This window comes from Ruegeria sp. CDSC025, from assembly GCF_059610805.1.
This window is the reverse complement of sequence record NZ_JBXWOJ010000007.1, coordinates 152,474-171,786: the sequence shown is the minus strand read 5'-3', so window position 1 is coordinate 171,786 and position 19,313 is coordinate 152,474. Positions and strand designations below refer to the sequence as shown.

General features: G+C 58.3%; 19 protein-coding genes. 7 read left to right on the top strand and 12 right to left on the bottom strand.

Annotated features, from left to right (window positions below; all coding sequences use genetic code 11):
- Window positions 1-62: 62 nt before the first annotated feature.
- Window positions 63-881 carry a sulfotransferase family protein gene (locus AC2FH8_RS12340; protein ID WP_142638414.1) on the top strand — a complete coding sequence of 273 codons (819 nt, stop codon included), beginning with the start codon at window positions 63-65 and terminating at the stop codon, window positions 879-881.
- Between the two features lie 185 nt (window positions 882-1,066).
- Here AC2FH8_RS12340 and ilvD read toward each other — a convergent pair whose 3' ends face one another.
- Window positions 1,067-2,899 (bottom strand): dihydroxy-acid dehydratase, encoded by a 1,833-nt coding sequence (gene ilvD / locus AC2FH8_RS12335; RefSeq protein WP_142638412.1) that lies wholly within the window; start codon window positions 2,897-2,899, stop codon window positions 1,067-1,069.
- A gap of 107 nt (window positions 2,900-3,006) precedes the next feature.
- On the opposite strand from ilvD, the gene AC2FH8_RS12330 reads away from it, so the two are divergent.
- The 4 genes from AC2FH8_RS12330 to AC2FH8_RS12315 all read left to right on the top strand — a co-directional run bounded on the left by AC2FH8_RS12330 (window position 3,007) and on the right by AC2FH8_RS12315 (window position 5,955).
- Window positions 3,007-3,564, top strand: coding sequence for a helix-turn-helix domain-containing protein (locus tag AC2FH8_RS12330; protein WP_496689897.1), 558 nt, complete (start codon window positions 3,007-3,009; stop codon window positions 3,562-3,564).
- A gap of 2 nt (window positions 3,565-3,566) precedes the next feature.
- On the top strand, window positions 3,567-3,836 hold the full coding sequence (locus tag AC2FH8_RS12325) for a CBU_0592 family membrane protein (protein ID WP_281995556.1): 270 nt from the start codon (window positions 3,567-3,569) through the stop codon (window positions 3,834-3,836).
- Window positions 3,837-3,916: 80 nt separating this feature from the next.
- On the top strand, window positions 3,917-4,771 hold the full coding sequence (gene sseA, locus AC2FH8_RS12320; RefSeq protein ID WP_282027280.1) for a 3-mercaptopyruvate sulfurtransferase: 855 nt from the start codon (window positions 3,917-3,919) through the stop codon (window positions 4,769-4,771).
- Window positions 4,771-5,955: an amino acid aminotransferase gene (locus AC2FH8_RS12315; RefSeq protein WP_282027279.1), complete on the top strand. Its 1,185-nt coding sequence runs from the start codon at window positions 4,771-4,773 to the stop codon at window positions 5,953-5,955. Before sseA ends, AC2FH8_RS12315 begins: the two co-directional genes overlap by 1 nt.
- Window positions 5,956-6,019: 64 nt before the next feature.
- Here AC2FH8_RS12315 and AC2FH8_RS12310 read toward each other — a convergent pair whose 3' ends face one another.
- Both AC2FH8_RS12310 and AC2FH8_RS12305 read right to left on the bottom strand, forming a co-directional pair.
- Window positions 6,020-7,342 (bottom strand): ammonium transporter, encoded by a 1,323-nt coding sequence (locus AC2FH8_RS12310; RefSeq protein ID WP_281973849.1) that lies wholly within the window; start codon window positions 7,340-7,342, stop codon window positions 6,020-6,022.
- A gap of 33 nt (window positions 7,343-7,375) precedes the next feature.
- Window positions 7,376-7,714 carry a P-II family nitrogen regulator gene (locus AC2FH8_RS12305; protein WP_142638403.1) on the bottom strand — a complete coding sequence of 113 codons (339 nt, stop codon included), beginning with the start codon at window positions 7,712-7,714 and terminating at the stop codon, window positions 7,376-7,378.
- Window positions 7,715-7,972: 258 nt separating this feature from the next.
- Between AC2FH8_RS12305 and AC2FH8_RS12300 the strand changes: the two genes are divergently transcribed.
- Window positions 7,973-10,156 (top strand): transglycosylase domain-containing protein, encoded by a 2,184-nt coding sequence (locus tag AC2FH8_RS12300; protein ID WP_281973848.1) that lies wholly within the window; start codon window positions 7,973-7,975, stop codon window positions 10,154-10,156.
- 260 nt (window positions 10,157-10,416) lie between these two features.
- Here the strand turns inward: AC2FH8_RS12300 and AC2FH8_RS12295 are convergent, their stop codons facing one another.
- The 3 genes from AC2FH8_RS12295 to AC2FH8_RS12285 form a co-directional block, all read right to left on the bottom strand.
- Entirely contained in the window at window positions 10,417-10,770 is a 354-nt protein-coding gene (locus AC2FH8_RS12295; protein WP_496689882.1) for a DUF2846 domain-containing protein, read from the bottom strand.
- 377 nt (window positions 10,771-11,147) lie between these two features.
- Entirely contained in the window at window positions 11,148-12,251 is a 1,104-nt protein-coding gene (leuB, locus tag AC2FH8_RS12290) for a 3-isopropylmalate dehydrogenase (protein WP_496689881.1), read from the bottom strand.
- A gap of 141 nt (window positions 12,252-12,392) precedes the next feature.
- The gene (locus AC2FH8_RS12285) at window positions 12,393-13,286 is read right to left on the bottom strand and encodes a LysR family transcriptional regulator (RefSeq protein WP_496689880.1); all 894 of its coding nucleotides are present in this window, start codon (window positions 13,284-13,286) and stop codon (window positions 12,393-12,395) included.
- Between the two features lie 86 nt (window positions 13,287-13,372).
- Here AC2FH8_RS12285 and AC2FH8_RS12280 point away from each other — a divergent pair, with 86 nt between their 5' ends.
- Window positions 13,373-14,272, top strand: coding sequence for a sugar nucleotide-binding protein (locus AC2FH8_RS12280; RefSeq protein ID WP_496689879.1), 900 nt, complete (start codon window positions 13,373-13,375; stop codon window positions 14,270-14,272).
- A gap of 6 nt (window positions 14,273-14,278) precedes the next feature.
- Here AC2FH8_RS12280 and AC2FH8_RS12275 read toward each other — a convergent pair whose 3' ends face one another.
- The 6 genes from AC2FH8_RS12275 to AC2FH8_RS12250 all read right to left on the bottom strand — a co-directional run bounded on the left by AC2FH8_RS12275 (window position 14,279) and on the right by AC2FH8_RS12250 (window position 19,291).
- On the bottom strand, window positions 14,279-15,307 hold the full coding sequence (locus tag AC2FH8_RS12275) for an endonuclease/exonuclease/phosphatase family protein (RefSeq protein WP_496689878.1): 1,029 nt from the start codon (window positions 15,305-15,307) through the stop codon (window positions 14,279-14,281).
- On the bottom strand, window positions 15,304-16,134 hold the full coding sequence (locus AC2FH8_RS12270) for a hypothetical protein (protein WP_142638388.1): 831 nt from the start codon (window positions 16,132-16,134) through the stop codon (window positions 15,304-15,306). Before AC2FH8_RS12270 ends, AC2FH8_RS12275 begins: the two co-directional genes overlap by 4 nt.
- 362 nt (window positions 16,135-16,496) lie before the next feature.
- Entirely contained in the window at window positions 16,497-17,102 is a 606-nt protein-coding gene (leuD, locus tag AC2FH8_RS12265; protein ID WP_142638386.1) for a 3-isopropylmalate dehydratase small subunit, read from the bottom strand.
- Window positions 17,103-17,144: 42 nt separating this feature from the next.
- Window positions 17,145-17,699, bottom strand: coding sequence for an HdeD family acid-resistance protein (locus AC2FH8_RS12260; protein WP_271950915.1), 555 nt, complete (start codon window positions 17,697-17,699; stop codon window positions 17,145-17,147).
- A gap of 37 nt (window positions 17,700-17,736) precedes the next feature.
- Complete coding sequence (gene leuC / locus AC2FH8_RS12255) at window positions 17,737-19,140, bottom strand: 3-isopropylmalate dehydratase large subunit (RefSeq protein ID WP_496689877.1); 1,404 nt, start codon at window positions 19,138-19,140, stop codon at window positions 17,737-17,739.
- A 52-nt stretch (window positions 19,141-19,192) separates the two neighbouring features.
- Window positions 19,193-19,291 (bottom strand): isopropylmalate isomerase, encoded by a 99-nt coding sequence (locus tag AC2FH8_RS12250; protein ID WP_271950909.1) that lies wholly within the window; start codon window positions 19,289-19,291, stop codon window positions 19,193-19,195.
- Window positions 19,292-19,313 lie beyond the last annotated feature (22 nt).

Here is a 19,313-nt window from a genome sequence, read left to right as displayed (position 1 = left end):
GTTCTGTAGATACAAAAGCAGGCGCGAATAGTGAGTTACGACCTGTTGAGGAGGCGCAGCAAATGGGTTTTCCCGGTACATGGATGACCGAGAGCGAGAGCATGGTTTACCGTGTTGTCCCGAAATGTGCATGCTCAACCATCGGGCAAATCATGTATTTTTCGGATCATGGCCGTTTTTTTGACGGCGATATCCACGATGCCAAGGACGGGATGCATAAGTGGGCGTTCGGTCCCAGCCAGGAGCCGATTTCGACAAATGTCCGAAATCATAACTCCTTTTCTTTCACCTGCGTGCGGAACCCGTACACGCGAATTCTCAGTTCGTTCTTTGACAAGATCTGTGGAATTCAGCGCAACGGCAAACGGTATCGCGGCAATCTGGTGCCGACGCTGATCTACAATTACGGCATCGAGGTTGGCGGAGAGGACGGTCAGGGTGATTTCGACCAGGTCGCCAGTTTCCGCAGATTCCTGTTATTTGCTCGTGACACGATCAGGTGGCGCAGGCCCATGGACCCGGATATCCACTGGTCCGCCATGTCTGGCCATGTGTCGACCTTTATTGCAAATGGCGGACGATATGATCGCATCTTCTGGACCGAGAAGTTCAACGATGGGATGCAAGGTGTTCTGAGCAACCTGGACACGCCACACAAGGTGGCCCTGTCCGAAATCCCGCGGTTCAACGAATCCGAAGGCCACGGACCCAAACGAAAGCATCCTGTCGAGGACTATTTCGACGACCTGTCGATGCATCTTGTCTACGAGATCTACAAACAGGATTTCGATCTATTCAAATACGATTTTGAAGATCCGGCCAACAAGATGCCGATCGCCGAGATTGATCTGGATGAAGTCCACGCCAAGCTTGGGGATTGAGCTGGAAATCACCTTCTCCCGCCCATCGGCAATCTATCTTGCGAAACATCTCCTCTGGTTGGGCCTGGCGCCGCGCTATGCGCCGCGCCAGGCCCAAGACCGAAGCCGATAGCGCTAGAAGGCGCGGGAGCGCTTTGGGAATTGATTGGGCCGGATCAGTTGATTTGGTGTCCGGCCCTTATGTCTTAGACCTCCCGCACGGCCCCTTTTGCCGCGCTTGTTGTCAGTTTGGCATAGGCTTTGAGCGCGGTTGAGACTTTGCGCTTGCGGGGCGCTGCCGGTATCCAGCCTTTTGCATCCTGCTCCTGGCGTCGTTCGGCAAGCACTTCATCTGAGACTGCCAGATGGATCGAGCGGTTCGGGATGTCGATTTCGATCTGGTCACCCTGACGCACCAACCCGATCACACCGCCTTCGGCTGCTTCGGGTGAGACGTGGCCGATCGACAGGCCGGAGGTTCCACCCGAGAACCGTCCATCCGTCAGCAAAGCACAGGCTTTACCCAGACCTTTGGATTTCAGGTAAGACGTCGGGTACAGCATCTCCTGCATGCCCGGCCCGCCGCGCGGGCCTTCATAGCGGATGACCACCACGTCGCCCTCTTTGACCTTGCTGGTCAGAATGTCGTTCACCGCCTGATCCTGGCTTTCGCAGACATAGGCCGACCCGGTGAAGGTCAGGCTGGCCGGATCGACACCGGCTGTTTTCACGATACAGCCGTCGCGGGCAATATTGCCGAACAGAACCGCCAGACCGCCATCCTGGCTGAACGCATGTTCTTTCGACCGGATCACACCGCCTTCGCGGTCCGTGTCCAGCTCTTTGTACCGGTTTGACTGGCTGAAGGCCTGCGTGGTGCGCACACCGCCCGGCGCGGCCTTGAACAAGTCTTGCGCCTTGGGGTTGTTGGCCACCTTGATGTCCCAATTGGCAATCGCCTCACCCATCGTGCCGGAATGGACCGTGCTGCAATCCTCGTGCAGCAACCCGGCGCGGCTGAGTTCCCCGAGAATTGAGAAGATGCCACCGGCGCGGTGGACGTCTTCCATATGCACATTTTCGGTATTGGGTGCGACTTTGCACAGACAGGGCACCTGACGGCTGAGACGGTCCATGTCGGTCATTGTGAAATCCACCTCGCCCTCATGCGCGATGGCCAGCAGATGCAGCACCGTGTTGGTCGATCCGCCCATGGCGATATCCAGGCTCATGGCGTTTTCGAACGCCTCGAACGTGGCGATTTCGCGCGGGAGGAAGCCTTTCTCGTCCAGATCATAGTGCCGTTTGGTGATCTCGACGATCCGGCGACCGGCTTCAAGGAACAGCTCTTTGCGGTCCGCATGTGTGGCCAGAGTCGAGCCGTTGCCCGGCAGCGCCAGACCCAGCGCCTCGGCCAGACAGTTCATCGAGTTGGCGGTGAACATGCCCGAGCACGACCCGCAAGTCGGGCAGGCGTTTTCCTCGATATGCTGAACCTGCTCATCGGTGAACTTGTCGTCAGCGGCGGCCACCATAGCGTCCACGAGGTCGATCTTTTTGGCGTCCAGATCAGCGATGTCGATCTTGCCCGCCTCCATTGGCCCACCCGAGACGAAAATGGCGGGGATGTTCAGGCGCATCGCGGCCATCAGCATGCCGGGCGTGATCTTGTCACAGTTCGAGATGCAGACCATCGCGTCAGCACAGTGCGCGTTGACCATATATTCAACTGAATCCGCGATTACCTCACGTGAGGGCAGCGAATACAGCATCCCGTCATGTCCCATGGCGATACCGTCATCCACCGCGATGGTGTTGAACTCTTTGGCGACACCGCCTGCGGCTTCGACCTCGCGGGCGACCATCTGGCCCAGATCCTTCAGGTGGACATGGCCCGGCACGAACTGGGTGAACGAGTTGACGATGGCGATGATCGGCTTGCCGAAGTCATCATCCCCCATGCCGGTCGCGCGCCACAGGCCACGGGCACCGGCCATGTTGCGGCCATGGGTTGAGGTTCTGGATCGGTACAATGGCATGATGCTGTTTCCCTATTGCCTCGGGTTGCATGTCTTGGGGTTTGTGCGTTATAGCGCACGTACCACATGTGCGCTATAACGCACAAGAGGATTCGAAAGACGGCATCATGGCACCGGACGAGATCACTCTGAAATTACGGGACATGCGGGCGGCATCCGGGCTAAGCCTGTCCAAAGTCGCCGAGATGACAGGCGTCAGCAAAGCCATGCTGGGGCAGATCGAGCGTGGCGAATCCAGCCCAACCATCGCCACTTTGTGGAAGATCGCCAAGGGGTTCCAACTGCCGCTGAGCGCGCTGATTGAAACCGCGAATGGGGACCCCTCTGTTTTTCAGACCGTGACTTTTCCGGGCAGCATCGAGGTCAAGATCGTCTTTCCGTTTGATTCCGCGCTAGGGGCCGAAACCTTTCACGTCAGTCTGACCCCAAACCAATGCCACGAGTCGCCCGCCCATGCGACGGGCGTGACCGAAGAGGTCTTTGTCCTTTCCGGTACGCTTGAAATTCTGCGTGGCGAGGCCTGGGTGCCGCTAAACGCTGGACAGGGGCTGCGTTTTGCCGCCGATCTGCCGCATGGCTATCGTGCGGGCGGGCAGGGGGCTGCGTTTTTGAACATGCACCATTATGGGCAACACAGCGAGTTTCCTGAAAACGGCAAGGGCTGATCATGACTGCGTTTCTTGACACTTTGACCATCGCGGATGGAATCGGCTCAATCGGGGCGATGATCGTGGTTGCTGCGTATTTCGCCACGCAGATGCGGATGATGAATTCCGACGACCTGGCCTTTCCGGTGGTAAACCTATTGGGGTCGATTCTGATCGTCTATTCGCTGCTTGAGAACTTCAATTTGGCCTCGATGCTGATCGAATCCTTCTGGATTTTGATCAGTCTGATCGGGATCGCTCAGTTTTTCCGCCTCAGGCGGGCCCGTTAGCGGTACAGGCCGCCATCCAGCCTTGAACAGACATGCGCGCGCGTATAGGGACAAACCAAGCGCGCATAGGGGAGGCATTGATGCAGGACGATCCCAAAACCCTCGTTTCAACCGAATGGCTTGCGGCCCATCTCAAGGATCCGGACCTGCGGGTTCTGGACGGATCATGGTATCTGCCGCAACACGGACGCGACGCCAAAGCGGAATATGACGCGACCCATATCCTCGGCGCGAGATTCTTTGACATTGATGATATTGCCGATCATCGGTCGGACCTGCCGCATATGGTGCCTCCGGTCGAGAAATTCATGTCGCGCCTGCGGGCGATGGGCGTGGGGGATGGCCATCAGGTGGTGGTCTATGACGGCTCGGGGCTGTCCTCGGCCGCGCGGGTCTGGTGGATGTTCCGCCTGATGGGGCAGGACAACATTGCCGTGCTGGACGGTGGCTTGCCGAAATGGCTTGCCGAGGGGCGAGAGGTTGAAGACCTGCCGCCTGTTATCCGCGACCGCCACATGACCGTGCGGGTTCAGAACCATCTGGTGCGTGATGTCACGCAGGTATCTGCCGCAGCCAAGCTGGGGGATCACGAGATCATCGACGCACGCGCAGCCGGTCGCTTCGCGGGTACCGATCCCGAGCCGCGCGAAGGGCTGCGGTCTGGTCGTATTCCCGGATCACGAAACGTCCCCTTCGGCACCTTGCTGAACAAGAATCACACGATGAAATCGCCCGAGGAATGCCGCGCCATTTTCGAGGCCGCTGGCGTCGACCTGTCGAAACCGGCGATTACCTCATGCGGGTCGGGTGTGACCGCCGCGATCCTCAGCCTTGCGCTCGAGCGCATGGGCAAGAAAGACCACTCGCTTTATGACGGCTCCTGGGCTGAATGGGGTGCCTTCCCGACCCTGCCCGTCGCAACCGGAGAGACCTGATGTTTGAACATCTCAAGCCGCAACCTGCCGACAAGATTCTAGCGCTGATGCAGATGTACCGCGAAGACCCGCGCGATCAGAAGATCGATTTGGGTGTTGGCGTCTACAAGAATGCCGAAGGGGTGACCCCGGTGATGCGTGCGGTGAAAGCGGCCGAAAAGCGCATTCTGGAAGAGCAGGAAAGCAAGGCCTATACCGGTCTGGCTGGTGATCCGGCCTATGCAGATGCGATGATTGGCCTGATCCTGGGCACCTCGGTTCCACGCGGCAACATCGCTGCCGTGGCGACGCCCGGCGGAACCGGTGCCTGCCGTCAGGCATTTGAGATGATCCGCATGGCCAACCCCTCGGCCCGCGTGTTCGTCTCGAACCCGACCTGGCCAAACCATCTGTCGATCCTGAATTACCTGGGGATGGAAGCGGTTCCATACCGCTATTTCGATGGCGAGACTCGTGGCGTCGATTTCGACGGCATGATTGCCGATCTGAAAACCGCCAAGTCGGGCGATGTGGTGTTGTTGCACGGCTGCTGCCACAACCCGACCGGGGCCAACCTGAACCTGGTGCAGTGGCAGGAAGTGGTGACCATCATCAACGAGCTTGGCCTCGTGGCGATGATCGACATTGCCTATCAGGGTTTTGGCGACGGTCTGGAAGAGGATGCGCAGGCGACCCGCCTTGTTGCGTCTTCAGTCAAGGAATGCCTGATTGCCGCGTCGTGTTCCAAGAATTTCGGCGTCTACCGTGAACGCACCGGCCTATTGATGGCAATCAGCGCAGATGCGGGACAGACCGCGCTGAACCAGAGCACGCTGGCCTTTCTGAACCGCCAGAACTATTCATTCCCGCCCGACCACGGCGCGCGCGTGGTCACCACGATCCTGACCGACCCCGTCCTGCGGGCCGACTGGGAGGCCGAGCTGGAAGAGATCCGCTTGTCCATGCTGGGGCTGCGCCAGCAACTGGCCGATGAGCTGCAACGCCACAGCGGCTCCGACCGGTTCGGCTTTGTCGCCCAGCATCGCGGCATGTTCTCGCGCTTGGGCGCGGCACCGGAACTGGTGGAACAACTGCGCGCTGATCACGGCATCTACATGGTCGGCGACAGCCGTCTGAACATTGCCGGGCTGAATGCCAACACGGTTCCGATTCTGGCCAAAGCGATTATCGACGTCGGAGTTTAAATCTGCGGAAAAAAAAGAAACCCGGGCGACACCGCCCGGGTTTTTTGTTGGATTGGGTTGGATATCAGCCCTTGGAGAACTCTGGGTACGCTTCCATGCCCAGTTCCGCCATGTCCAGGCCGTTGATCTCATCCTCTTCGCTGACTCGAATGCCGACGGTGGCCTTCAGGATCGACCACAGGATCAAAGCGCCGACAAAGGTGAACAGACCGTAGGCGAGGATACCCAGCAGCTGCGTACCCAGGCTGGCTTCGCCGTAAAAGATCACGGCGATGGTGCCCCAGATCCCGGCGAACAGGTGAACCGGGATGGCACCGACAACGTCGTCGATCTTGAACTTGTCCAGCATCGGAACCGCGAAGACCACGATGATACCGCCTACGGCACCGATCCACAGCGCGCCGAACAGCGTCGGGGCCAGCGGTTCCGCAGTGATCGACACCAGGCCGGCCAGCGCGCCGTTCAGCACCATGGTCAGATCAGGCTTTTTGTACAGCAGCTGTGTCAGGATCAGGGCTGCCACTGCGCCTGCTGCTGCGGCCATGTTGGTGTTAGCAAAGATGCGCGACACGTCGGATACGTCACCCACGGTTCCCATCGCCAGCTGCGAGCCGCCGTTGAAGCCGAACCATCCCAGCCACAGGATGAATGTCCCCAAAGTGGCCAGCGCCAGGTTCGAACCGGGCATCGGATGAACCTTGCCGTCTTTGTACTTGCCAATCCGCGGACCCAGGATCAGGGCACCTGCCAGAGCTGCCCAGCCGCCAACCGAATGCACGATGGTCGAGCCAGCAAAATCCGAGAAACCAGCCTCGGACAACCAGCCACCGCCCCACTGCCATGAGCCAGAGATCGGGTACATGACGCCGGTCAGAACAATCACGAAAACCAGGAAGGGCCACAGCTTGATACGTTCAGCTACAGCACCCGATACGATCGACGCGGTTGCGGCCACAAACACCAGCTGGAAGAAGAAGTCCGAACCAACCGAAGCATAATCCAATGCCGCGGCGTCAGCACCCACGCCCACCGGATCCAGGACTGTGGTTTTGAAGAACGGTCCAACCCACCCCGCGATGGTCCAGCCGTCGCCGGGATACATCAGGTTGAAGCCGATCAGCCAGTACATGATCGCGGCAAAGGAAAACAGCGCCACGTTCTTGATCATCTGCATGGCCACGTTTTTCGACCGCACCAGCCCGCCTTCGAGCATGGCAAAGCCGGCGGCCATGAAGAACACCAGGAACCCTGCCATCAGAAACAGCAGCGTGGTGAAGATGTATTGTGTGTGCAGCGCGGCTTCGCCGGTGGCGGCCTCCTGCGCTAGGCCAATCTGCGGCAGCGCGACTATCGCGGCGGCAGGGATGAGAGATTTCATCAGGTTCATTGTCAGTCCTCGAATAGTGTTGAGTGGGGGCGCTTAAAGCGCCTCTTCGTTCGTTTCCCCGGTCCGCACGCGCAGGGCCTGCTCAACGTCGAGGACGAAAATCTTGCCGTCGCCGATCTTGCCGGTCTTGGCGGATTTGGTGATGGTTTCTACGATCTGGTCGGCCATCGTGGCGGGCACCACGATCTCAAGCTTGATCTTGGGTACAAAGTTCACCGCGTATTCGGCACCGCGATAGATTTCCGTGTGCCCCGATTGCGAGCCGAAGCCCTTGATCTCGGTTACCATCATGCCGCGTATGCCCGCGTCGGTCAGTGCCTCGCGCACCTCCTCGAGCTTGAACGGTTTGATTGTTGCAATAATCAGTTTCACGCTGTTCCCCTCTGCTTCCCCGGTCTGTCCGGCGTGTTTGCACCTGCAGAAAAAGAGCGTGCCGAAGCTGTGTAAGGAACGGTTCAGTGGTCAAATTCGGGAGGAATTGGTGAGTGAGTGCACAATTTTTGCACAGATTCTGCATATCGACTAAAATATAGGCGCGTTAGAGAGGGTGCATTCCGGAAATTCAGACCTCTACTTCATCGGTATAGCAGGGTATGGTGCCTCAAAACGATAACCGGGCAGAGTTTGAGCATGACTGAGTCCAGGCGCCGCAAGGCACCGCTTGTGGCGGACAAAAGATACGCGTCGAAGGGGCGAAAACCCACGGCGACCAAAGGCACTGCGAAACCCGCAGGCAAAAAGGCTGCGGCGCGCAAAACGACAACCCGCAAAAGCACACGGAGAAAGACACGCCGGAAATCCGGCGGTGGTGGTGGCTTTTTTCGCCGGTTGTTTCGCTGGGTCTGGCGCCTGATCTGGGGGGTAAGCTGGCGCGTGGGCGCTGTGGCTGCCCTGTTGCTGGCGCTGGCTGTCGGGGTTGTCTATACCTCTTTGCCTGATGTCGATGCTTTGCTAGACGGGCGCGCGCGCGGGTCGGTCACGTTGTTGGATCGGGATGGCAAAGTCTTTGCCTGGCGTGGGGATCAGTTCGGCGGGGTAATCACCGCGGACACGGTTTCTCCGTATCTGAAGAATGCAGTGGTCGCCACCGAGGACAAGCGATTCTACCGCCATTTCGGCGTCAGTCCGCGGGGTGTCGCTAGCGCTGTGCGTATCAACCTGCGCGAAGGGCGCGGGCCTTTGTCTGGCCATGGCGGGTCGACGATCACCCAGCAGACGGCCAAGCTGTTGTGTCTGGGCGTGCCTTATGTGCCCAGCGAATGGGAGTCTGAGGCCGCCTATGAGGCTGATTGCCGTCAGGGATCCCTTTGGCGCAAGGGCAAAGAGGCTGTCTATGCGATCGCGATGGAGGTCAAATACTCCAAGGATGAAATCCTGACCATCTATCTGAACCGTGCCTTCCTCGGGTCCGGTGCGCGGGGCTTTGAGGCGGCAAGCCAGCGCTATTTCGGGATTTCTGCCGCCGAGGTCAGCCCCTCGCAGGCGGCGATGCTGGCAGGTCTGCTGGTTGCCCCGACGCGGTATGCGCCGACAAATAACCTGCAACGCTCGCAGGATAGGGCGCAGTTGGTGATTGGGCTGATGGAGGCGCAGGGCTATCTGACCACTGCCCAGGCCAGCGGGGCGCGCAGCAACCCGGCGCAATTGTCTGCGGCTGCGGCTGCACGCGCCGGTGGGTATTTTGCCGATTGGGTCATCACGGAACTGCCCAGCTTTTTCGGCTCGGACACCACCGATGACGTGGTGATCCGGACGACGCTGGACCAGCGCCTGCAGAAATCCGCAGAAGAGGCATTGCAATATATCTTCAAGGAAAAGGTCCGCGAAGGGTCCAAGGCGCAGGCCGCGATTGTGGTGATGTCCGCAGATGGGGCCGTGCGCGCCATGGTCGGCGGGCGCAAGACCCGCGTATCGGGCGCCTTCAACCGGGCCACACAGGCGCTGAGGCAAACAGGGTCGTCCTTCAAACCCTTCGTCTATGCTACCGCGCTGGAACTGGGCTATTCGCCTCTGGATACGGTGGTGGACGAGCCCTATTGCATCAATATCGCCGGTTCGGGGCAATGGTGCCCCAAGAACTACACCAACAAGCATTATGGGCGCGTCACGCTTGCTGATGCCCTCAAGAACTCGTTGAACATCCCGGCCGTGAAAGTGGCCGAGGTTGCCGGTTTGGAAAATGTCCGTACCGTCGCCAGTGAGTTTGGCATTGAAAGCAATCTGGCCGAGGGACCCGCGCTGGCGCTGGGCGCGTCAGAAAGCACGTTGATCGAGATGACGGGGGCCTATGCCGGTATCCTGAATGGTGGCTCAGCGGTTGAGCCCTATGGGTTGACCGAGCTGAAGCTGCTGGGGGACGACGCCCCTCTGATGGCGACGAGTACCGGCATCGGTGAGCGGGTGATCAACGATAAGGCAGCCAAGCAACTGACCTGGATGATGGAACGTGTCGTGTCCGAAGGCACGGGCGGGCGCGCGAAACTACCCGGCTGGCAGGTGGCAGGTAAGACCGGCACCACGCAGGCGGCGCGGGATGCCTGGTTCATCGGGTTCACGGCTGATTATGTGACCGGAGTCTGGATGGGGTATGACGACAACACCCCCCTGTCCGGCGTGACCGGCGGCGGGTTACCTGCGGAGATTTGGAAAGAGACGATGGTGCGCGTGACCGAGGGGATGACACCCACACCGCTGCCGATGCTGGCCCCCGATCCGCCCGTCCGGCAAGAGCAACCCAGACGTCAGCGCCGCAATCAGGGCAATGGGTTCGAAAATGCGATCAACAACCTGCTGAACAACATCTTTGGCAACTGATGTAGGCAAGGGAAAGTCGGCGCGCAGGGTCAGCCAATGACAGCATATTGTGCGGAATGCCCGATTTGCATCCGTATCAACGTGAATTCCACGTCTGAACTGCTCTGCCGCTGCCAACATTGCAACTTCCGATATGCGGGACTTTCCCGACCTTCAATCGAATATGTCGATTGGCGCTTTCTGCCCTTTGCCGCCGTTTGGCTAATCGAAGAAGGATGTCTGCTTCTGATCCATAAATAGCCAAAGCTTTAGTCAGCGCCCTATTTTCCCATTTCTTGACGTGCTTGGCTTTCTGAGACTTGAGTAAATTGAGGTCGCCCTGCATAAATTCCCATTCGGACATCTCCACGCACATAGTAGGTTCTACCCACCTCGGCTTGAATTGTGATCGCATCTTGAGAAATTGCTTGTGCCCAAAAAGTATTTGTTCCGGGATTAACTTGCTTTTGAAGAACTGCGCCACTGGTAAGTTGCCCTACAGGACCATCACTATGTTGAACATTGAAGCGAATAGCACCGCCAGCAAAGCTAGCGGGTCGGTAAAAGACGACCAAAGCCTGACCATTTTGCGGAGCCATTTGAGAACTGGTCTGCATTACAGTTCCATTTTCCATGCAGCCAGCTAGAGTTGCAAAGGATGCCCCTGCAATTAGAAAAGTTCTTCGAAGCATGGTGATTTTCCATTTTTAAAGTGCAGCGGTTTGAATTTTCAAATCACATTTCAGGTGAAGTTACCAGAAAGCACTACTGTGATGAAGGTCAGTGGAAGAATTCCCCGCAGTGAAGACATTGGCAAACAATGCAGCAAATGACTGCAATCCGCCCACACTGTCAAAATGTGCACTCCGCAGCATTGAACACTTTGGGCTCAAAGCAGACTAACGTCGTCCGTGGCAAGGGCCCGAGCAAACTACGTGCCAGTGATCCACACCTTCGGCTATAGATGGGCGGCGCATCTGGCGCCGCCTCTATTTTCGGTTGTGACCTCTGATCAGAGGCTGTCGTCCAGCGCCGCCAGAATCGCGTCACCCATTTCCGTTGTGGAAACCGGCGTGACCCCTTCGTCGGCCAGCAGGTCGCCGGTGCGGACACCATCGGCCAGGACTTTTTCGATCGCAGCTTCCAGTCGGTCAGCCTCGGCCCCCTGATCGAAGCTGTAGCGCAGGGCCATGGCAAAGCTCAGGATACAGGCGATGGGGTTGGCCTTGCCCTGACCGGCGATATCGGGGGCGGAACCGTGGACCGGCTCGTACATCGCCTTGGGGCGGCCATTGGCCATTGGTGAGCCCAGGGAGGCGGACGGCAGCATGCCCAGTGAACCGGTCAGCATCGCGGCACAGTCGGACAAAATGTCGCCAAACAGGTTGTCGGTGACGATCACATCAAACTGCTTGGGCGCACGCACCAGCTGCATCGCGCCATTGTCGGCATACATGTGGCTCAGCTCGACCTCGGGATAGTCCTGAGCGACCCGGTTTACGACTTCGCGCCATAGAATGCCGGATTCCATGACATTGGCCTTTTCCATCGAGCACAGTTTCTTGTTCCGGCGCATCGCCAGCTCAAAAGCCGAGCGTGCGGCGCGTTCGATCTCGGATTCGGTATAGCGCTGGGTGTTGATGCCGACGCGTTCATTGCCTTCCTCGAAGATGCCGCGCGGCTCACCGAAATAGACGCCCGAGGTCAGCTCGCGCACGATCATGATATCCAGACCGGCAACGATGTCTTTCTTCAGAGACGAGAAATCCGCCAGCGCGTCAAAGCATTGTGCCGGGCGTAGGTTCGAATACAGGTCCATCTCTTTGCGCAGCCGCAGCAAGCCGCGCTCGGGCTTGAGGCTGAAATCCAGATCGTCGTATTTGGGTCCACCAACAGCACCCAGCAGAACTGCGTCCGCCTCCTGCGCCTTGGCCATGGTTTCGTCCGACAGCGGCTTGCCATGGGCGTCATAGGCGGCACCGCCGACCAGATCCTCGCTCACGTCGAATTCCAGGCCGCGCTTGGCACCGAACCAGTCGATGATGCGGCGCACTTCGGCCATGACTTCGGGGCCAATTCCGTCTCCGGGCAGGATGAGGAGCGAGGGTTTGGACATGAAGGATCTCCTTGCGTTTGACAGCAAAGGCCCTAGCGCCTGCGCCGCATCGGGTCAATGAGACGAACCGGCCTAAACGCAGGTTCTGGACGGGAAATCGGGTTTCCGTGCCCTTGCTACGTCACGGATAGTGTGAATCGGTCAGAGATCGGCCTTTATCCCTTCGGCCAACATATCCCAGACTCGTCGGATTCGTGTCGTTTGCCGCATCGCCTGCGGTGCGGCAAGCCAAACCGGCAGCGCAGGGATTTCGACGTTTATGTCCAAAACCTCTACCTCTGGGTCGGCCTCGGCAACTCTCACGGCGCTAAAACCAATACCGCAGCCCGCGCGGACCAGTTCCCAATAGGCAGTCTGAAAGTCGCAGCGTGTGGCAAAGTTGTCCCGGTTCACGGGCCAGCCCATTTCGCGCATGCCGATAATGATCTGCTCGTTCGCATCAAACCCGACAAGGTCATGACTCAACAGATCGTCGGGAGAATTGGGGCGGCCGGCACGATCCAGATAGGACCGGCTTGCGCAAAAGCACAGTCTGATTTCCCCCAGATGTTTCGTGATGATGTCCATCTGTTCCGGCCGAAACATCCGCACTGCGATATCGGCCTCGCGGTAGAGCAGGTTCTCGGTGGCATCGGTGGCGACCAGTTCCAGTTGTATCGCGGGTTCTGCTGCCCGTATTTGGGCCAGAATCGGCGGCAGCAGGTGATGAGAGGCAAAGACCGACGCGGTGATGCGCACCGACCCTTCCAATTCCTGAGACTGGCCTGCGGCCGTTAGGCTGAACGCGTTCATGGCTACGTGCATCTGTTGCGCCATCGGGAAAAGCTGCGCTCCGACTTCACTTAGCTTCAAGCCCCGCGCATGCCTGTCAAACAGCGAGACGCCAAGCTCATCCTCAAGTGCGTGGATCTGGCGACCCAGCGTGGGCTGGCTGCGGTTCAACTGCCGGGCAGCGGCAGACAAAGATCCGGTTTCCGCTACAGCCAGAAAGCTCTGGATCAGAGACCAGTCAGAGTGGGTGATAGATTTGTCCATTCAAAAATGAATACACGTTCTACGTTTGGCGGCAATTCCTGAATTGAACTGAATGGCTCATATTAGATGGACAAGAGGAGGCTTATATGACGGGAACAGTCCTTATTCTGGGTGCGACGGGTCGGTTTGGACGCAATGCCGCAGTAGCTTTTCGCGAGGCGGGCTGGATCGTACACTGCTTTGATCGCAAGACGCAGGATCTGAAGCGATCTGTCGAAGGGGTGGATGTTGTCGTCAATGCCTGGAATCCGGCCTATCCGGACTGGGCGCGACAAGTCCCCGAACTGCATCGTGATGTGATCAATGCGGCAGCGGATCACGGTGCAACTGTAATCCTTCCCGGCAATGTCTATGTTTTTGGCGCGCAAACGCCGGGGCCATGGTCGGGTGCAACACCGCATGCGGCGCATAATCCCCTGGGCAGGATCCGGGTTGAGATGGAAGAAGCCTATCGAAAATCCTCGGTAAGAACGATTCTTCTCAGGGCAGGTGATTTCATTGACACTTGCGCCTCGGGGAACTGGTTCGATCAGGTCATGATCAAGCCTTTGGCACGCGGCAAGATGGTTTATCCCGGTCGCCCGGATATCCCACACGCCTGGGCCTATCTGCCCGACCTCACCCGAGCGGCCGTTGCGTTGGCTGATATCCGCCAGGACCTTCCCCGGTTCTGCGAGGTTCCTTATGCCGGGTTTACCCTGACCGGCCGGGATATTGCGCAATCCTTGTCGCGGGTGACCGGTGCCGAAATAGCCGTCAGCCCCATGAAATGGTGGCCGATTCAGGCACTGCGGCCTTTCTGGAAGTTGGCGCCACATCTGGTTGAGATGCGCTATCTATGGGATCTGCCGCATAGTTTGGACGGCGCATTCTTTGACGACCTTATCCCTGGATTTCAGACGACCGACTTGGACGCGGCGATGGCTTCTGCGATCCCGAAAACAGCCAAGCAGAAAGCGACTTTGGTCAGAACTGCCCGGGCCTGACCAGCGTTAGCGATGTCCCAGGTCCACCCAGACAAGCCGGTGCCGGCTGGCCTGTTCGGCGATTGCGCGCAGGTCTGCGCCCGTGTCGGGCCAAAAGATGCCCGCATCCACAACGCGTAGATCTGCCGAGGGCAGAACGTAATCTACCCGCATTTCTCCGACGGCTTTCCACTCAACCGTGGCCAATGCCCCCGAGGGAGTGGCAGGCTTTGCATCCTGCAACCGCGGGTCTGCCAGCAAGCCCTGGATAGCCTCTTTCCGGCCTTCCCCGCGCGTGGGATCCAGATTTGCATCCCCAGCAATTACGAAAGGCCCGAGTGGGGCAGGGCCTAGAGCACCGTCCAGCACAGCGTTCCACAAGCGAATTTCGTCACGATTGCGCAACCCGTTCCGATCCTCGGGTCCATCGAAAACGGGCGGGGTCGCGTGAAATGTCATCAGGTTCAGGTGGCCGATCGGGGACTCGATTGGTACGATCCAATGTGCCACCGAGGACAGTCGCTGAATGCGCTGGGCGGCTTCAGAGGGAAATAGCGTGCCATCGACCGTCGGCAGATCAGCCCCCGGCAGGTCGCGCCACAGTACTCCTGAGAAATCCTGCATGTCGTCATGGCCTATGGGAAACCGGGACAGAATGGCCAGCCCGCCCTGACCGGTGAACTCGCCATAGCCTTGGGAATCTCTTGGTCCATTGGCCTGCCCGTCCCCGTCCAGATCCAGACTGGTTTCCATTCCTGAATTAGGCTTGGCGGTAAAGTGATAGGGATAGTCCAGTCCCTCGTTGCGCAGCGCCTCACCGAATGCGGTCAGCGTTTCGCCATTGAGATCCCAGTCGATGCCCTGCAAGGCAACGATATCGGGTTGGGTTTCCAACAACACCCGCATCACAGCGCGAACCTGTGCATCCCCGCGCCGGATATCGCGCAGCAGAATGCCCGGTCCTTTACGGCTGAGTTCGGTGTTGAAGGTGGCTATGCGTATCGTCTCTGCCTGTGCCGCGAATGGCAGCAAAAGCAGCAGAAAAATGCGAATCATGCGGTCTGTGTTGATTCAGTCGTAGAATAGGCGCGGCGTTTTTCGACAATCAGGTTTGCAATGCGCAGTGTCGCCATTCCTCGCATGATCATGCTAGCAGGCAGAAAGGCCCAAGCGCTCAACGTCCAGATCAGCGTCTGGGGGCTGTTCAGCGAGATCGGGCTCACATAATCGGTCAGGATCTTGATCAGAGCCGGGATTACAAACGGCAGCAGGACGCCGATCGAGATGTTCAACCGTCCATCACGCTGCAGACGGGTAACGACATCGCCACCCTTGGTCGGATCGAACAGCGGCAGATTGGTCCAGACGTTGAAGGCTCCGTTTCCGGTGGGCCAACCACGCATTTTCACCGCGTAGTAGAAACTGGCGATTGTGACCATAGCTGCGACATAGGCCACACTGGCAGCGATACGAACAAGTTCGATCAGCGGCGCGCTTGCGTTGACAGGCAGCATCAACACGATCAGACGCACGGGTGAATAGGGGAAATCGACCACATTGGCGACGCCCAACCCGATCACATAAAAACCTGAGGTTAATTCTGTCGGCGAATAGGCGTTTTTGCAGATCAGCGTCAGGAAAGCGACCATCGAAACCAGCCCAACAAAGCGCAGGCGGTTCACTGGTGGTGCGTCGCGAAATTCAATAAAGCTTGGGAAGGCCGAATTATATTCGGCGAAGGTCAGGAAAAACGCGAGAATGGCGAGAAAGACGACAATCTCGGTCCCATTCGTTGATGAAACGGGCAAGTACAACGCGGGTGTCAGCACCAAAAGTGCAACCAATATTCCCCGAATTGCCGCCCCTGTTGTGCGCGCAATCACTATCCGAACCCTTTCAAACTGGATTAGCCGATTCTTTGCCGACTTCATTCCAACTTGTGCCTGCCACGTTACCGTTGCAGCAGATGTCATCTCTCACCAATGTTTTGCCATGGTGGGTGCCTGTACCCGCCGACATTGGCGATAAGCGACATTTCGCTCAAGCCAGGTGGCAGAAAACACTCAATTTTGGGCAAAATGATGGCGCAACTGGTGCGGGATTGCATCATTTTTGACGCAAATCCGACGTGTGTTTCAAGTCGAGACCTATATGTAGTGGTTTCGCCGTTCAGAACCCCAAGAAGGCGAATGGGGACGCCGTGGCGTCCCCATAAAGTTGAGTATCAACAGATTCGTTCCCAGAATCACACCCAGGGGCGTGCCTGGCCCGCATGATCCTCGAACTTCTCGATGTGATGGTCTTTTTCCATCGTCAGGCCAATATCGTCCAGACCGTTCAGCAGGCAGTGCTTACGATGAGAATCCACCTCGAATTCGATCACGACACCATCGGATGTGGTGATCTGCTGATCTTCCAGATGCACGGTCATGCGGGCGTTTTCGCCTCTATGCGCGTCTTCCATCAGAACCGCATGATGTTCTTCTTCGACCACGATGGGCAGGATGCCGTTCTTGAAGCAGTTGTTGAAGAAGATGTCGGCAAAGCTGGTCGAGATCACAACCTTGATGCCGAAATCCTTGATCGCCCAGGGCGCGTGTTCGCGCGATGAGCCGCAGCCGAAATTGTCGCCAGCCACCAGAATCTCGGTTTGCCGATAGGCGGGTTTGTTCAGAATGAACTCTTCATTCTCACCGCCGTGATCATGATAGCGCATCTCGTCAAACAGTACGACGCCAAGGCCGGATCGTTTGATCGTTTTCAGGTGCACTTTCGGAATGATCATATCGGTGTCGATATTGATCAATGGCATCGGGGCGGCCACTCCGTGGACTTTGTCAAACTTTTCCATGTCTACACTCCTGCGGGGGAGGGCCGCGCCCATGCCCCGCGTTTAAGCTTGTTTCGCTTCAGTTGTTTCGCCTTTGGGTGCGTCTTTGATGAAGAGCGCCATGAACACCAGGCCCAGACCGTTGAACACCATCTCGATCCCCAGCAGGATGCCGAGCAGTTGCAACAGCACGACAGGATCGGTTGCTGCGAACCGCCAGATGAGCATCGCCAGAACAATCGACATCACGCCCGAGATCAGTGTCGCCCAGAAATACTGCGTACCTTTCATCTGGAACGACAAAATGACCCGCGCGATACCGCCTGCCATGAACAGGATCAGGCAGACCGTCGCCAGCGTCACGGTGCCCTGCAGCGGGTGATCCAGAAAGGACCAGCCCAGAAACAGCATCACCGCACCCATAATAAGCGACAGGATTTTGTTGCCGGTGCCCTCGACGGTGAACCCACCGACCACCTGCAATGCCCCTGAAATCAGCAGCAGTACGCCGGTCACCACCGTTACGGCAATCGACGCCACTGCAGGCGCGCCCAGCACAAAAAGGCCGAACACTATGGACAGAAGCCCCATCAGGAGCCATTTGATCCAGTCACTCATGTCTTAAATCCCTCAAATATCCAGTTATGAGGGCAGCTTACATCAACTCGCGGACGTCTGTCAGCCGTCCTGTGATTGCCGCTGCGGCAGCCATTGCGGGGCTTAGCAGGTGGGTGCGCCCGCCGCGGCCCTGACGGCCTTCGAAGTTGCGGTTCGAGGTCGCGGCGCAGCGCTCGCCCGGTTGCAACTGGTCGGGGTTCATCGCCAGGCACATGGAACATCCCGCCAAACGCCATTCGAACCCGGCCTCTTTGAAGATCTCGGCCAGACCTTCTTCCTCGGCCTGCGCGCGGACAAGGCCTGAACCAGGCACAACCATCGCCCGCATCCCGTCCTTGATCTTTTTGCCCTTCAGAATCTCGGCAGCGGCGCGCAGGTCCTCGATGCGGCCGTTGGTGCAGGACCCGATAAAGACGGTGTCGATTTCGACGTCGCTGAGCTTCTGACCGGCTTCCAGACCCATATATTCGATGGACCGGCGGGCCGCATCGACTTTGCCACCTTCGAAATCCTCGGGGTGAGGCACGGATGCAGTGATCGGCAGCACGTCCTCGGGGCTGGTGCCCCAGGTGACGACCGGCGCGATGTCTTCGCCGCGCAGGGTGATGACCTTGTCGAAATGCGCGTCTTCATCGGTGAACAGCGTTTTCCACCAGTCCATCGCCGCTTCCCACTGGGCCCCTTTCGGCGCGTGTGGGCGGCCTTTGACATATTCGAACGTGGTCTCATCCGGGGCGATCAGGCCAGCGCGGGCGCCGCCTTCGATTGCCATGTTGCAGACGGTCATGCGGCCTTCCATCGACAGATTGCGGATCGCTTCGCCGCAATATTCGATGACATAGCCGGTGCCACCAGCAGTGCCGGTCTCGCCGATCACGGCCAGAGTGATATCCTTGGCGGTCACGCCCGGCTGCAGTGTGCCGGTGATTTCCACCTTCATGTTCTTGGATTTCTTCTGGATCAGGGTCTGCGTGGCCAGAACGTGTTCAACCTCGGACGTGCCGATGCCATGGGCCAGCGCACCAAACGCTCCATGAGTCGCTGTGTGGCTGTCGCCGCAGACAACGGTCATGCCGGGCAGGGTCCAGCCCTGTTCGGGGCCAACGATGTGCACGATGCCCTGGCGAACGTCATTCACCGGGTAATAGTGAATGCCGAAATCCTTGGCGTTCTTGTCGAGTGCTTCGACCTGAATGCGCGATTCGGGGTTTTCAATGCCGTTCACGCGATCCGGCGTGGTGGGCACGTTGTGATCCGGTACCGCGATGGTCTTTTCCGGCGCGCGCACCTTGCGACCCGCCATGCGCAGGCCTTCGAATGCCTGCGGGCTGGTCACTTCGTGGACCAGATGGCGGTCGATATACAGCAGGCAGGTGCCATCATCGGCTTCGTGCGCGACATGGGCATCCCAGATCTTGTCATAGAGTGTTTTGGGGGACATCGGTCCTCTCCCGTATGTATTGAGATTTAGCTGGCGAGTGGCTGGACGCCGTTTATAGGCGGGCCAGAACCGTGCGGGCGGCCCCAAAGAACCGTTCACGCAGTCGCGTGCGGTCTTGCAACGTAGGTGCTGGGGTCAGATTGAGTCTCATGCGCATCAGATATATCGCGTCA

Excerpts from the sequence above, each read along its gene's own strand:
- AC2FH8_RS12280 (WP_496689879.1), top strand. The coding sequence starts at position 13,373 with ATGACGGGAACAGTCCTTATTCTGGGTGCGACGGGTCGGTTTGGACGC.
- AC2FH8_RS12250 (WP_271950909.1), bottom strand. The coding sequence starts at position 19,291 with ATGAGACTCAATCTGACCCCAGCACCTACGTTGCAAGACCGCACGCGA.
- AC2FH8_RS12300 (WP_281973848.1), top strand. The coding sequence starts at position 7,973 with ATGACTGAGTCCAGGCGCCGCAAGGCACCGCTTGTGGCGGACAAAAGA.
- AC2FH8_RS12340 (WP_142638414.1), top strand. The coding sequence starts at position 63 with ATGGGTTTTCCCGGTACATGGATGACCGAGAGCGAGAGCATGGTTTAC.
- AC2FH8_RS12260 (WP_271950915.1), bottom strand. The coding sequence starts at position 17,699 with ATGAGTGACTGGATCAAATGGCTCCTGATGGGGCTTCTGTCCATAGTG.
- AC2FH8_RS12330 (WP_496689897.1), top strand. The coding sequence starts at position 3,007 with ATGGCACCGGACGAGATCACTCTGAAATTACGGGACATGCGGGCGGCA.
- leuB (WP_496689881.1), bottom strand. The coding sequence starts at position 12,251 with ATGTCCAAACCCTCGCTCCTCATCCTGCCCGGAGACGGAATTGGCCCC.
- leuC (WP_496689877.1), bottom strand. The coding sequence starts at position 19,140 with ATGTCCCCCAAAACACTCTATGACAAGATCTGGGATGCCCATGTCGCG.
- AC2FH8_RS12285 (WP_496689880.1), bottom strand. The coding sequence starts at position 13,286 with ATGGACAAATCTATCACCCACTCTGACTGGTCTCTGATCCAGAGCTTT.
- sseA (WP_282027280.1), top strand. The coding sequence starts at position 3,917 with ATGCAGGACGATCCCAAAACCCTCGTTTCAACCGAATGGCTTGCGGCC.
- AC2FH8_RS12315 (WP_282027279.1), top strand. The coding sequence starts at position 4,771 with ATGTTTGAACATCTCAAGCCGCAACCTGCCGACAAGATTCTAGCGCTG.
- AC2FH8_RS12295 (WP_496689882.1), bottom strand. The coding sequence starts at position 10,770 with ATGGAAAATGGAACTGTAATGCAGACCAGTTCTCAAATGGCTCCGCAA.
- AC2FH8_RS12310 (WP_281973849.1), bottom strand. The coding sequence starts at position 7,342 with ATGAACCTGATGAAATCTCTCATCCCTGCCGCCGCGATAGTCGCGCTG.
- ilvD (WP_142638412.1), bottom strand. The coding sequence starts at position 2,899 with ATGCCATTGTACCGATCCAGAACCTCAACCCATGGCCGCAACATGGCC.
- AC2FH8_RS12275 (WP_496689878.1), bottom strand. The coding sequence starts at position 15,307 with ATGATTCGCATTTTTCTGCTGCTTTTGCTGCCATTCGCGGCACAGGCA.
- AC2FH8_RS12325 (WP_281995556.1), top strand. The coding sequence starts at position 3,567 with ATGACTGCGTTTCTTGACACTTTGACCATCGCGGATGGAATCGGCTCA.
- leuD (WP_142638386.1), bottom strand. The coding sequence starts at position 17,102 with ATGGAAAAGTTTGACAAAGTCCACGGAGTGGCCGCCCCGATGCCATTG.